The sequence below is a fragment of the Streptomyces sp. NPDC030893 genome, assembly GCF_055571535.1.
The window spans coordinates 41,644-53,764 of sequence record NZ_JBVIFC010000012.1 but is presented as its reverse complement, the minus strand read 5'-3'; the positions used below and the strand labels follow the sequence as shown (position 1 = coordinate 53,764).

Here is a 12,121-nt window from a genome sequence, read left to right as displayed (position 1 = left end):
GATTGGCGCGTTCCCGCGGGGCGCGCCCGGACGCGCCGCCGGACCGGCGCCCGCGCCGCCCGCCGGGACGGATGACAGACTGACCCCCATGGACGAGCGCACATTCCACAGGTCGGGTCAGCACGCCTCGGTGATCGGTCTCGGCACCTGGCAACTCGGGGCGGACTGGGGCGACGTCGACGACAAGGAAGCCCTCACGGTCCTGGAGACCGCCGCCGAGTCGGGCGTCACCTTCTTCGACACCGCCGATGTCTACGGCGACGGACGCAGCGAGCAGACCATCGCCTCGTTCCTGAGCGGGCGGCCCGATCTGCACGTACTGGTCGCCACCAAGATGGGCCGCCGCGCCGACCAGATCCCCGAGAACTACGTGCTGGACAACTTCCGCGCCTGGAACGACCGTTCGCGGCGCAACCTCGGGGTCGACCGCATCGACCTGGTGCAGCTGCACTGCCCGCCGACCCCCGTGTACTCCACCGACGAGGTCTTCGACGCCCTCGACACCCTGGTGGAGGAGGAGCGGATCGCCGCCTACGGCGTCAGCGTGGAGACCTGCGCGGAGGCGCTGACCGCTATCGCCCGGCCGAACGTGGCGAGCGTGCAGATCATCCTCAACCCGTTCCGCATGAAGCCGCTGCGCGAGGTGCTCCCCGCCGCCCGCGAGGCCGGCGTCGGCATCATCGCCCGGGTCCCGCTCGCCTCCGGACTGCTCTCCGGCACGTACACCCGGGACACCGTCTTCGCCGAGAACGACCACCGCAGCTTCAACCGGCACGGCGAGGCCTTCGACCAGGGCGAGACCTTCTCCGGCGTCGACTACGCCACCGGTGTCGAGGCGGCCGCCGAGTTCGCCGCGCTCGCCCCCGATGGATACACCCCGGCCCAGCTGGCCCTGCGCTGGATCGTCCAGCAGCCCGGCGTCACCACCGTCATCCCCGGCGCCCGCTCGCCCGAGCAGGCCCGCGCCAACGCGGCCGCCGCCCGGCTGCCGGAGCTGTCCGGGGAGACGCTCACGGCGATCCGGGACCTGTACGACCGGCGGATCAAGGACCAGGTGGAGGCCCGCTGGTAGCGGCGACGGACGTCACGGCTCCAGGAGCAGCTGCCTCTCCTGCTCCTGGTCGCCGGACGCGGCGCCCTCGTCGCGTGCCGAGAAGGACCGCGCGAGGGTGTCGCCCGCCCGCCGCACCGCCTGCGGGGTGCCCTGCACGGTGACCCTCACCGGCGCCGACAGCGTGCCCGCGTCCCCGTGCCCGGTGTCCTCCCGCCCCTCCCCGGTGAACGTGGCCACGCGCACCGTCGCGCGCTCCTCGGAGGGCCGCTGGTCCGCCGTCCCGAACGTGCCCTCCAGGGCCCGGACGACCGCCCGGGCGTCGTCGACGTCCCCGCCGCTGAGCGTCACGGTGAGCTGGGTGTCCGCCATACGTCCCACGACCTCCTGGCCTCGGTGTCATCGCCGTCCGTGTAACCGTGCCCCGCGCGGCCAAACCGCGACCGGGCCGGGGAGGACGGCGGCTTTCGGGGCATCCGAAGAAGGACGGACAGACCGAGGGAGGCACAGTGCCGGACGCGGAGCGGGCCGAGAAGAGACGCCGGGGGCGCAACGAGACCGAGGAGGAACGGGCGGACCGGATGTGGACGGAACTCATCCAGGAGGTCCGGGTCGCCCAGATGGGCGTTCAGATCCTGTTCGGCTTCCTGCTGACCGTCGTGTTCACCCCGAAGTACGCCGAACTCTCCGACACCGACCAGACGATCTACATCGTGACCGTGGTGCTGGGCGCCTGCGCCACCGGCGCGCTCATCGGTCCGGTGTCGCTGCACCGGATCGTCTCCGGACGGCTCATCAAACCGCACGCGGTGCGGTGGGCCTCCCGGCTCACCCTCCTCGGTCTCCTGCTGCTGCTCGCCACCACCAGCTGCTCGCTGCTGCTGATCCTGCGCGTGGCCACCGACGACGACTTCGTGCCGTATCTCGTGGCCGGGGTCGTGTGCTGGTACCTGCTGTGCTGGCTGGGCCTGCCGCTGTGGGCACGGTACCGCCACACGGCGCGGTGACGGCGGGCCGGGACCCGGCTCCCGGCACTCAGCTCCCGGCGAGGACGTCGGCGAGGAAGTCGTCCACCCGGACCTCCTCGCACCCCTCGGGGACCATCCGCCGGGTCTCGTGCAGGAACTCGCCGATGGTCTCGGCCCAGGCGAACACCACCGCGTGATGCCGTCCGCCGTCCGCGTGGACCTCGCCGAGGAACTCCATCCGCAGCTCCCGGCCCACCCCCCGGGCCTCGGGGCACAGCCGCACGTCGCCGATCCCGACCGGCCGGGTGAGGCCTTCGGCGACCATCTCGCGGTCCAGCTGCCAGCGTGCGAGGACCCGGCCGTCGTGGCTGAAGACGATGGTGACGGCGAACGGGTCGGACGGGTCGTAACTGAGGTGGGCGAGCACGGGGAAGCGGTCCGTGACGCCCGCCTGGAGCTCCACCACCAGGGTCTTGTGCACGAACGAGTTCACGACACAGCCTTTCGGAAGTACCGGCGTAGAGCCCTCTAGTACCCCGCATCCCCGCGAGATGCTCAGCCGGGCGGGTGAAAGCCCGCGCACCGGGCGCCGCCGGTGTCAGCCGAAGGCGTCCCGCAGCGCCGGCAGCAGGGTCCGCTCCGACCAGTCCAGGTACCGGGGCTGCGACGCGCCGCCGATCTGCACCAGGGCGATCTCGGTGAAACCCGCCTCGGCGTAAGGGCGTACGGCCTCGACGAAGTCCGCGGGGTCGCTGCCGCACGGGATGGACTCCGCGACGTCCTCCGGGCGGACGAACTGCGTCGCCAGGGCGAAGTTGTCCGGGTGCGGCAGCTCGGAGTTGACCTTCCAGCCGTTGCCGAACCAGCGGAACTCCTCGTGGGCGCGCGCCACGGCCGCGTCCCGGTCGGGGTCGTAGCACACCGGCAGCTGCCCCACCCGGGGTTTGCCCTGCCCGCCGTGCCGGTCGAAGGCGTCGAGCAGCTCCGCCTCCGGCTCCGTGGCGATCACCAGGTCGGCGAGCCGGCCCGCGAGGGCGCACGACCGCTTCCCGGACACCGCGACGCCGATCGGCGGCGGCCGGTCCGGCAGGTCCCACAGCCTGGCCGACTCGACGTCGAAGTGGGTGCCCCGGTGGTTCACATGGCCGCCCTCGAACAGGGCACGGATGATCCCCACCGCCTCCTCGAACATCTCGTGGCGCACGTCCACCGACGGCCAGCCACCGCCCACGACATGCTCGTTGAGGTTCTCGCCGGAGCCGAGCCCCAGCCGGAACCGGCCCTCCGACAGCAGCTGCACCGTCGCCGCCTTCTGCGCCACCACCGCCGGGTGATAGCGGAACGTCGGGCAGGTCACGTACGTCATCAGCGGGATGCGCGAGGTGGCCTGCGCCGCGGCACCGAGCACGCTCCAGGCGTACGGCGAGTGCCCCTGCGAGGACAGCCAGGGGAAGAAGTGGTCCGAGGTCACCGAGAAGTCGAAGCCCACCTCCTCGGCCCGCACGACATGGTCGACCAGCTCACGGGGCCCGGCCTGCTCCGTCATCATCGTGTATCCGATCCGCACCATGCGGCCCGGGTCCCCGGGCACGGCAGGCGGAAACGGTGGATCACCCGGAGACCGGCGGGGCAGGATGGCCCCATGACTGCCCGTCCTCTCCCCACCTCCGACCCCGCCGCCCAGGGCGTCGACGCGTCCGGCGTCCACGCCTTCCTCGACGCGCTCGAGGCCGACCCGGACATCGAGCCGCACAGTCTGATGATCCTGCGCCACGGCCGGCTCGTGGCCGCCGGCTGGTGGGCGCCGTACACCGCGCTCCGCCCGCACCTGCTGTACTCGCTCAGCAAGAGCTTCACCGCGACCGCCGCCGCGCTCGCCGAGGGCGAGGGACTGATCGACTTCGACGCCCCGGTGCTGTCGTACTTCCCGGAGTTCGAGGCCGACATCACCGACCCGCGCAGCCGGGCGATGCTGGTGCGGCACGTGGCGTCCATGGCCGGCGGCCACGGAGGCGAGACGGTCGACGCGGCGTACGGCACCGACCGCGCCGAACCCGTGCGCGGCTTCCTGCTCCAGCCGCCCGAGCACGACCCGGGCACCGTCTTCGCCTACAACCAGCCCTGCACCTACACCCTCGGCGCGATCGTGCAGCGGGTCACGGGGCAGACCCTCACCGACTACCTCCGGCCCCGCCTGTTCGACCCGCTGGGCATCGGCGAGACCGTGTGGCAGCGCGACCGGGCCGGCCGCGAGATCGGCTTCAGCGGACTGCACGCCACGACCGACGCCGTCGCCCGGCTCGGCCAGCTCTACCTGGACGACGGGGTCCGGGAGGGCGAGCGGCTGCTGCCCGAGGGGTGGGTCGCCCGCGCCTCCCGCCCGCACATACCGACCGCCGGGGCCATGGGGGAGGCGGACCGGCAGGACTGGGACCGCGGCTACGGACACCAGTTCTGGATCTCCCGGCACGGCTTCCGGGGCGACGGGGCGTACGGCCAGTTCTGTCTCGTCCTGCCCGAGCACGACGCGGTGATCGCCGCGACGACGGCGACCGAGCGGATGCAGGAGTACCTGGACCTGGTCTGGCGGCACCTGCTGCCCGCCTTCCGTCCCGAGCCGCTGACCGGCCGGGAGGCCGCGGACGCCGACGCCGCCCTGCGCGACCGCCTCGGCCGGCTCGCCCTGCCACCGGTCGCGGGCGAGCCCCTGCCGCCCGAGCCGCACGGGGACTGGCCGGGCGCCGTCCTCACCCCGGCCGGCGGGGTCTGCGCCGACCGGCCGAAACTGACCGCGGCCGAGATCGTGGCGGACGCCGGCGGCGGCTGGACGCTGCGCCTCACGGAGGATGGCGAGCCGTTCGACGCCCGGTTCGACGGACCGGGATGGACCGTCACCGAACGGCCCGCCCCGGCCGCCGTGAGCGGCGGCTGGAGAGCCGACGGCACCCTCACCGTGGACGTGGTGTTCCTGGAGACACCGCACCGGCTCAGGGTCGTCTGCTCCCTCCCCGACCGGACCTTCACCGCCCGCTGGCACACCCGCCCGCTGGGCGACCGGCCCCTGAGCGGGCTGCGCGCCCCGGGCGGCTCACCGCGAACCCGGCCGGAACGTCCGCAGGAACGTCCCTAGCGCCTGGCGGCTCCCGGGTTCCTCCCAGTCGGCGGCCGGGGTCGTCCAGCGCAGCGAGAAGCCCCGGCCGCCGCCCAGCAGGAAGCCCCGGCCGAAGGTGCGCACCCGGGCGCCGCCGTCCACCGCGTACCACTCCATGTCGGCGGCCTCACGCCCCTGGTACGTCCTCGCCTCGATCCCGCCGATCCGCTCGTACGCCCCGGACCGCCGGAGCTGCGGTTCCACGTCGTCCCGCCACACGGCCACGGCGTCCGACCCCACCCGCTCGCTGTAGGTCACGGCGAGGGTGCGCGGATCGCCGTCGGCGCCGAAGGTGACGCGGTAGGCCAGGCCGGCGGTCTCGGAGGTGTCCTGCCGCTCCCAGCCCTCGGGCAGCGCGACGGAGAAGCCCTCCGGTGCCCGGTAGGTCCGGAAGCCGGGCGGCAGACCGCCGGGGCCCGACGGGGACGGGGCGGGCGTGGCGGGCGGCGGGGCCGTGGCCCGGTCGGCGGGGCCGCCGCCGGGCGCCCCGGAACCGCCCGGCACGGACGCCGAGGCCGGCGGCGCCTCCGCCTCGGCGCCGCCGCCCGTGCCCGGCAGCCCCTGCGCCGCGGCGAGCACGGCGACCGCCACGGTGACGACCGCGAGGGCCGTGCCCAGCACCATGGTCCGCCGGCTCCACTCCCGGCCCGCACGGCGCAGGCCCGCGGTGTACACACCGCGCAGCCGGGGACCGGGCACCGTCGCCGCGGCGGCACCGGGGTCCTCGCGGAGCGCACGGGTGAGCGCCTCACGGACCACCGGGCGGGTCAGCCGCTCCCTCGGGTCCTTGCGCAGCAGCCCCTGGACGGCCTGGGTGAGCGGACCGGACCGCACCGGGGTGCGCAGCGGCAGCCGGTCGACCCCCTTCAGCGTTGCCTCGGGCCGTCCGCGGTCCCGGAACGGCGGGCGCCCCTCGAGCATGGTGTAGAGGATCGCGCCCAGTGCCCACAGGTCGGCGGCGGGACCGATCCGCTCGTCGCGGGCCTGCTCGGGAGAGGCGTACGACGGCGCCGTGAGCCGGGGCACCGGCGTCGTACCGGCCAGCCCGTACCCGGTGACGACGACCGGGCCGCCCTCGCGCAGGAACACCACGCCGGGGCTGAGCTCGCCGTGCGTGACGCCCTCGGCGTGCGCGGCGTCCAGGACGTCGAGCAGCTCCAGGCCGATGCGCGCGGCCCGCACATAGTTGAACGTCCCCTGTTCGCGCAGGACTTCGTCGAGGGGCGTGCCGTCGATCCACGCGGTGACGGTCCACAGGACGCCGTCTTCGTCGCCGGCGTCGACGACCGTGGCGATCCGGCCGGGGCACAGCCGGGCCACGCTCTCGGTGGCCCGCAGGACACGGGAGGGGACCCGGCGGGCCGCCTCACCGGCGTCCCGCGGGAGCTCCGTCCGGGTGACCAGACACGGACGGCCGGTCTGCAGGTCGTCGGCGTACCAGCTGACGCGGTTGGTCTCACGATGCGTGATCTCGACCAGCCGGTACCGGCCGGCGACCGGCTGGTCTGTGGAGACGTGCGCCCTGCCCATGGCCATCCCTCGTCGAACCCCTGGATCCCGCTGCCCCCACCAGTACGGCGGAGCGGGTGCGGTCCGTTCAACGAAAGGCTCAGCGAAGCTCGAAGTGCTCCGTCCAGGCGATCATGTCGGCGGTGGTGGCGTTGCCGCCGCACACCACGAGACCGAGCCGGGCCCCCTCACCGACCCGCTCCAGCACCCGCCGCGCGGCGGGCAGCAGACAGCCGGCGGCCGGCTCGGCCCACACCTTGGCGTGGTCCGCGAGTTCGAGCGACCCCCGCACCGCTGCCCGGTCCGGCACCACCAGCACCTCGGTGACCAGCTCCGACACATGGTCGTACGTCAGCGGGGAGACGGCCGGGGCGCTGAGCGTGGAGACGATCGACGTCAGCTCCACCGGCACCGGGCCGCCCGCCGCCAGCGCCATGGACATCGCCTGGGCGCCCTCGGTCTCCACGCCCCAGATCCGCACCCCGGGCCGCCGCGCCCGCAGCGCCGCCGCGACCCCGGCGATCAGTCCGCCGCCGCCGATGCTCACCAGCACGTCCGTGAGGTCCCCGGAGTCCGCGGCCAGCTCCAGTCCCACGGTGCCCTGACCGGCGATCACCACCGGGTCGTCGAAGGGGTGGACGAGGGTCAGTCCCTCCTGCTGGAGGCGCCTCATGAGCCCGAAGGCGCCGTCCATGTCGTCGGTCACCCACACCGAGGCGCCCGCGGACTCCGCGATCTCCACCGCCCGGACGGGCGCCGAACGCGGCATCACCACCGTGGCCTTCACATCGAGGGCGGCGGCCATGACCGCGAGGGCGATCCCGTGGTTGCCGCCGCTCACCGCCACCACCCCGGCGGCCCGCTCGCCCTCGCTCAGCGACAGCAGCTTCGCCGCCGCTCCCCGCACCTTGAACGAACCGGTGCGCTGCAGCAGCTCCAGCTTCGCCGTGACCGGGACACCCAGCAGTTCCGACAACCCGGGGCTCGGCACCGTCGGCGTCCGCACCACATGCCCGGCGATCCGCTCGGCCGCGGTCTCGATGTCGGCGATCCGGATCACGACTGCCACCTCTCCGGCACGGGGGCGGGTGATCCGTGCCGTGACCCACCCTGACCCGCGAGGCCGCCGAGGTCAACGACGTTCAGTGCTGCTGGGCCTTCTGCGGTGTCGCCTCGCTGGGCCGCACCACCACGTACCCCTCGCCCTCCAGCTTCAGCTGTACCGCCTCGCCCGAGCCGCCGCGCAGCATCGAGCCCAGCGACTGCGAACGGTGCAGCAAGGTGTCCAGGCCCGCGGTCCAGCCCACGATCGCGTCGGTGTCCACGAACACCGGGTACTGCGGCGACACCGGGATGACCAGCGGAGTCCCCTCGCACACCAGGCCCAGCCGGCCCTGCCCGGTGAAGACGCTGTTGAACAGCCCGCCACCGGTGATCCCGGCGCCCTTCACGGTGGCGATGCGGTACGACAGCGAGGAGTCGAAACACAGGACGTTGCGGCCGTTGACGGTGAACTCGTCGCCGGGGCCGACCTCGACGATGAAGCAGTTCTGCGCCTCGTGGGCGAACCAGGCCTCACCCTGCCCGCGCACCGCCATCAGCGGCAGCCCCTCGCCGGTGACCGCGCGCTTGAGCATGCCGCCCACGCCCTGGCCCTTGCGCTCGAACCGGAGGTCGCCGCGGTAGGCGACCATCGCTCCCTGACGGGCGTGCATCTCGCCGTCGACCGTGTAGCGGACGCACTTGGCGTTCTCGATCGACATGCCCGCGGCCGTGGCCGGCTGCACCATGTGCTGACTGGAAAACAGGTCACCCTTCATGGGGGCATCCTCTCCCGGACTCCGTCCCTCCGCGAGCACCACCGCGGACCGCGCGGACCGGCGCGTGCGCCGGGACAACGACGGGCGGTGGTGCGGGGGTTCCCGTCCGGGCGGGTTCAGCGGTGCAGCGCCTCCGTCCAGTTCGCCGGCACCCGGCCCGCGGGTCCCGGCGCCGGCTGGTCGGCCGGGTGGCTCACCGGCGGGGCGAGCTCGGGGCCCGACTCGCGGAGCTCGTCGGTGGTGTAGTCCCAGAACCACGCCTCGCCCGGCTCGTAGCTGCGGACGACGGGATGCCCGGTGGCCCTGAAGTGCGCCGTGGCGTGCCGGGCGGGCGAGCTGTCGCAGCAGCCGATGTGACCGCACCTCGCGCAGCGCCGCAGATGGAACCACCACCCGCCCTCCGCGTCGCAGTCGGCGCATCCCGCCCCGCTCGGCGGGACGCTCGGGTCGATGGCGTGCTCGCTGGTCATGCCGGCTCCTCGGGGTTCCCCGGCACGGCGGCCCGGTTCCGTCACCGCACCGGCCCGCCCATCGTAGGTGCGTTCGCGCCGGTCCGCTCGGGAAGGGGCGGGCCTCCTGCCTGCTCCCGGGTCGAGATCGTGGGGGAGGCGTAGGGAAGACTGGACCCCGCGCAGTGGACACGACACCGGGAGGAACGCATGACGCGCCCGATCACGGCAGGGATCGACGGGACCGAGGAGAGCCTCGCCGCGCTCGGCTGGGCGGCCAGGGAGGCGGTCCGCCGGGATCTGCCGCTCAGGGTGGTGCACGCCTGGCGGTTCGAGGCGGGCGGCGCGGTGGACACGGGGGACAGGGCCACCCAGGAGCAGTGGGTGCGCGACGCGGTCGGCGAGGCGGCCCGCGCCGTCCGCGAACGGCACGCGGAACTCGCCGTGACCACGGACGTCCTGGAGGGCGACCCCGTGGAGACGCTGACGGCGGTGGCCGCCGAGGCGGAGATGCTGGTGCTCGGCTCCCGCGGGCACGGCCGGATCATGGGCTTCCTGGTCGGCTCGGTCGGCCAGCAGGTGATCGTCGGCGCGGGCCGGCCGATCGTCTTCGTCCGTGCCGGGGACAAGGCCTCCAGCGAGGTCGCCGGGCACGAGATCGTCGTCGGACAGCAGGGCGACCCGGAGGACAGCGCCGCCGCCCTCGGCTTCGCCTTCGAGACCGCCGCGCGGCGCGGGGCGACCGTGCGGGCCGTGCGGGCCTGGGCCCTGCCTCCGGTGTTCGCCTACAGCCCCGCCTCGCTCCAACTCCTCGACGAGGCCGGGGGACTGGAGCCGTACGAGCAGAAGTCCCTGGCGGCGGCCCTCGCGCCGTGGCGGGAGCGCTACCCGGACGTGCACGTGGTGGAGCACGTGGAGATGGGCAGCGCCGGACAGGTGCTGCTGTCGGTGTCGGGCACCGCCCAGCTGATGGTCGTCGGCCGCCGCGCCCGCCGTACGGCCGTCGGCACCCGGATCGGCTCGGTCGCCTACGGCGTCCTGCACCACGCGGACTGCCCGGTGGCGGTCGTCCCTCCGGCCTGAGTCCGCGGCCGGCTCAGTCGTCCGCCGGCTGCGCGAGGGTCCGGGCCCCGGGCAGGATGTTCTCGATGTAGTCCTCGACGGCCGTACCGAGACCGATGTCGTGCTGGGCCCGCTCGGACAGGTACCAGCGGTGTTCCAGCAGCTCGTGGTAGATCTCCGCGGCGTCCATCGGGCCGCGCAGCTCCGGCGGCACGGACCGCACGGTGGGCCGGAAGACCTCGCGCACCCAGCGGTGGGCGAGGACCTCCGGGCGGGCGCCGAGGGGGTCGCCCGGGGCGTAGTCGTCCTGGGTGGCCATCCAGCTCTCCAGGTCGTTCAGCAGCCGCCTGGCCTGGTTCTCCTCGGCGTCGAGACCGGTCAGCCGCAGCAGCTGGCGCTGGTGGTGGCCGGCGTCGACGACCTTCGGCACGAAGGTGACCGTGTCGCCGTTGGAGGCGTGCTCGATCTGCATCTCGGCCACGTCGAAGCCGAGGTCGTTCAGGCGCCGGATACGGCGCTCGATGTAGTGGTACTTGCCCGCCGGGTAGACGGAGGTGCGGGTCAGTTCCTGCCACAGGCCCTGGTACCGGGCGCATATCTCGGTGCCGAACTCGATCGGGTCGACGGAGGGGTGCAGCGCCCCGGACGCCTCCAGGTCGAGCAGCTCACCGCTGATGTTGACCCGGGCCAGGTCGAGGTCGTACTCGCGCTGCCCGGTGCTCAGTTCCGGGTGCAGCTCGCCGGTCTCGGCGTCCACCAGGTAGGCCGCGTAGGCGCCCGCGTCGCGCCGGAACAGCGTGTTGGACAGCGAGCAGTCGCCCCAGGCGAAACCGGCCAGGTGCAGCCGGACCAGCAGCACGGCGAGCGCGTCCATCAGCCGGTGCATGGTCGCCGGGCGCAGCGTCGTCTCGAACATCGACCGGTACGGCATCGAGCCGCCGAGGTGCCGGGTGACCAGGACGCTCTCCAGCGGCTCCCCGCCGGGCTCGGCGCGGCCGGTGACCACGGCGAGCGGGTCCACGGCCGGGATGCCGATCCGGTCCAGGTCGCGCAGCAGCTCGTACTCCCGCAGGGCGGGCCGCCGGGCGAGCTCCTTCACCGCGATCACCTCGTCGCCGGCGCGCGCGTAGCGCACCACGTGCCGGGAGATGCCGCGCGGCAGCGGCACCAGGTACTCCTCCGGCCAGTCCTCCAGCGGCAGGTGCCACGGCAGTTCCAACAGGAGCGCGGGATGCTCCGGGTTGGTGGCGTTGATCTGCAGTGCCATGGCTGCGGTGTCCTCGTCTCGCGGGTGATCGTCACCTCACCCTATGGGGCGTGCTCCCGCGCCAGCAGGGCGGCGTCCCGTACGGGCCCCTCGTGCAGCGGGCCGTGCCCGGGCAGCAGCAGGTCGCCCTCCAGGCCGGCCAGGACGTCCAGCGAGGCCACGGCCGTGGCGCGCTCGTGGTGGAACATGTCGGTCAGCATCTGCGGCCCCGCGGTCCGCGAGGTGGGGTGACCGCTCACCAGGGCGTCGCCCGACACCACCACCCCGAGGTGCGGAAGGTGGAAGGCGCAGTGCCCGGCGGTGTGGCCCGGCGTGTGCACGGGCACCGGCCGGCCGGGCAGATCGAGCGGTCCCGCCCCCGGGAACGGCTCGGGCGCGGTGACCGCCACGTCCGCCGTGCCGCCGCTGCGCAGGGCGTGCGCCGCCCAGGGCAGCACGCCCGGCCGCCAGCCGTGGCGCAGCACCTGCCCGACGCTGACCTGGTGCAGGAAGTCCCGTCGCGCGTGCGGGACTTCGGCCTTGTGTGTGAGGACCGGAGTGCCGTACGCGGCGCTCAGGTACTCGGCGGAGCCCAGGTGGTCGTTGTGGGCGTGGGTGATCAGTACGGCCGTCACCGCCTCGGGCGAACTCCCCACCTCCGCCAGGGAGGCGAGCAGCCCCTCGCGGTCGCCGGGATAGCCGGTGTCGATCAGTGTGACGGCGTCCCCCTCGGTGAGGATCACCCAGTTGGTGTTCGTGCCGTGCACCAGATGGGTGCCGTCCGCTACCTGCCGCACCGTTGCCCGCATGACCGTCCCACGTCCCAGTCGTCCTGCTCCGGCTCTCTCCGACGCGGGACAAGGAA

General features: G+C 73.8%; 13 protein-coding genes. 4 read left to right on the top strand and 9 right to left on the bottom strand.

Annotated elements, in window-relative coordinates; translation table 11 throughout:
* Nucleotides 1-88 precede the first annotated feature (88 nt).
* Nucleotides 89-1,072, top strand: a complete 984-nt coding sequence (locus ACZ434_RS22120; protein WP_468458380.1) for an aldo/keto reductase — start codon at nucleotides 89-91, stop codon at nucleotides 1,070-1,072.
* A 12-nt stretch (nucleotides 1,073-1,084) separates the two neighbouring features.
* Here the strand turns inward: ACZ434_RS22120 and ACZ434_RS22115 are convergent, their stop codons facing one another.
* On the bottom strand, nucleotides 1,085-1,423 hold the full coding sequence (locus tag ACZ434_RS22115) for a hypothetical protein (RefSeq protein WP_468458378.1): 339 nt from the start codon (nucleotides 1,421-1,423) through the stop codon (nucleotides 1,085-1,087).
* A 137-nt stretch (nucleotides 1,424-1,560) separates the two neighbouring features.
* On the opposite strand from ACZ434_RS22115, the gene ACZ434_RS22110 reads away from it, so the two are divergent.
* On the top strand, nucleotides 1,561-2,058 hold the full coding sequence (locus tag ACZ434_RS22110) for a DUF6328 family protein (protein ID WP_468458376.1): 498 nt from the start codon (nucleotides 1,561-1,563) through the stop codon (nucleotides 2,056-2,058).
* A 28-nt stretch (nucleotides 2,059-2,086) separates the two neighbouring features.
* On the opposite strand, the gene ACZ434_RS22105 is transcribed toward ACZ434_RS22110, so the two are convergent.
* A complete protein-coding gene (locus tag ACZ434_RS22105; protein ID WP_468458374.1) occupies nucleotides 2,087-2,512 on the bottom strand; it encodes an SsgA family sporulation/cell division regulator in 426 nt (141 codons plus the stop codon).
* Between the two features lie 105 nt (nucleotides 2,513-2,617).
* Nucleotides 2,618-3,589, bottom strand: a complete 972-nt coding sequence (locus ACZ434_RS22100; RefSeq protein WP_468458372.1) for an LLM class F420-dependent oxidoreductase — start codon at nucleotides 3,587-3,589, stop codon at nucleotides 2,618-2,620.
* A gap of 72 nt (nucleotides 3,590-3,661) precedes the next feature.
* Between ACZ434_RS22100 and ACZ434_RS22095 the strand changes: the two genes are divergently transcribed.
* Nucleotides 3,662-5,149: a serine hydrolase domain-containing protein gene (locus tag ACZ434_RS22095; RefSeq protein WP_468458370.1), complete on the top strand. Its 1,488-nt coding sequence runs from the start codon at nucleotides 3,662-3,664 to the stop codon at nucleotides 5,147-5,149.
* Here ACZ434_RS22095 and ACZ434_RS22090 read toward each other — a convergent pair.
* The 4 genes from ACZ434_RS22090 to ACZ434_RS22075 all read right to left on the bottom strand — a co-directional run bounded on the left by ACZ434_RS22090 (nucleotide 5,108) and on the right by ACZ434_RS22075 (nucleotide 8,969).
* Complete coding sequence (locus tag ACZ434_RS22090; protein ID WP_468458368.1) at nucleotides 5,108-6,700, bottom strand: serine/threonine-protein kinase; 1,593 nt, start codon at nucleotides 6,698-6,700, stop codon at nucleotides 5,108-5,110. The genes ACZ434_RS22095 and ACZ434_RS22090 overlap by 42 nt on opposite strands.
* A gap of 79 nt (nucleotides 6,701-6,779) precedes the next feature.
* Complete coding sequence (locus ACZ434_RS22085) at nucleotides 6,780-7,739, bottom strand: threonine/serine dehydratase (protein ID WP_468458366.1); 960 nt, start codon at nucleotides 7,737-7,739, stop codon at nucleotides 6,780-6,782.
* Between the two features lie 82 nt (nucleotides 7,740-7,821).
* Entirely contained in the window at nucleotides 7,822-8,499 is a 678-nt protein-coding gene (locus tag ACZ434_RS22080) for an AIM24 family protein (RefSeq protein ID WP_468458364.1), read from the bottom strand.
* 116 nt (nucleotides 8,500-8,615) lie between these two features.
* Complete coding sequence (locus tag ACZ434_RS22075) at nucleotides 8,616-8,969, bottom strand: UBP-type zinc finger domain-containing protein (RefSeq protein ID WP_468458362.1); 354 nt, start codon at nucleotides 8,967-8,969, stop codon at nucleotides 8,616-8,618.
* A 189-nt stretch (nucleotides 8,970-9,158) separates the two neighbouring features.
* Between ACZ434_RS22075 and ACZ434_RS22070 the strand changes: the two genes are divergently transcribed.
* Nucleotides 9,159-10,031, top strand: coding sequence for a universal stress protein (locus tag ACZ434_RS22070; RefSeq protein ID WP_468458360.1), 873 nt, complete (start codon nucleotides 9,159-9,161; stop codon nucleotides 10,029-10,031).
* Nucleotides 10,032-10,044: 13 nt separating this feature from the next.
* On the opposite strand, the gene ACZ434_RS22065 is transcribed toward ACZ434_RS22070, so the two are convergent.
* Nucleotides 10,045-11,277 (bottom strand): DUF4032 domain-containing protein, encoded by a 1,233-nt coding sequence (locus ACZ434_RS22065; protein ID WP_468458358.1) that lies wholly within the window; start codon nucleotides 11,275-11,277, stop codon nucleotides 10,045-10,047.
* A gap of 41 nt (nucleotides 11,278-11,318) precedes the next feature.
* Nucleotides 11,319-12,065 carry an MBL fold metallo-hydrolase gene (locus ACZ434_RS22060; protein ID WP_468458356.1) on the bottom strand — a complete coding sequence of 249 codons (747 nt, stop codon included), beginning with the start codon at nucleotides 12,063-12,065 and terminating at the stop codon, nucleotides 11,319-11,321.
* Nucleotides 12,066-12,121: the final 56 nt, after the last annotated feature.

Excerpts from the sequence above, each read along its gene's own strand:
- ACZ434_RS22120 (WP_468458380.1), top strand. The coding sequence starts at position 89 with ATGGACGAGCGCACATTCCACAGGTCGGGTCAGCACGCCTCGGTGATC.
- ACZ434_RS22115 (WP_468458378.1), bottom strand. The coding sequence starts at position 1,423 with ATGGCGGACACCCAGCTCACCGTGACGCTCAGCGGCGGGGACGTCGAC.
- ACZ434_RS22100 (WP_468458372.1), bottom strand. The coding sequence starts at position 3,589 with ATGGTGCGGATCGGATACACGATGATGACGGAGCAGGCCGGGCCCCGT.
- ACZ434_RS22095 (WP_468458370.1), top strand. The coding sequence starts at position 3,662 with ATGACTGCCCGTCCTCTCCCCACCTCCGACCCCGCCGCCCAGGGCGTC.
- ACZ434_RS22090 (WP_468458368.1), bottom strand. The coding sequence starts at position 6,700 with ATGGGCAGGGCGCACGTCTCCACAGACCAGCCGGTCGCCGGCCGGTAC.
- ACZ434_RS22080 (WP_468458364.1), bottom strand. The coding sequence starts at position 8,499 with ATGAAGGGTGACCTGTTTTCCAGTCAGCACATGGTGCAGCCGGCCACG.
- ACZ434_RS22075 (WP_468458362.1), bottom strand. The coding sequence starts at position 8,969 with ATGACCAGCGAGCACGCCATCGACCCGAGCGTCCCGCCGAGCGGGGCG.
- ACZ434_RS22070 (WP_468458360.1), top strand. The coding sequence starts at position 9,159 with ATGACGCGCCCGATCACGGCAGGGATCGACGGGACCGAGGAGAGCCTC.
- ACZ434_RS22065 (WP_468458358.1), bottom strand. The coding sequence starts at position 11,277 with ATGGCACTGCAGATCAACGCCACCAACCCGGAGCATCCCGCGCTCCTG.
- ACZ434_RS22060 (WP_468458356.1), bottom strand. The coding sequence starts at position 12,065 with ATGCGGGCAACGGTGCGGCAGGTAGCGGACGGCACCCATCTGGTGCAC.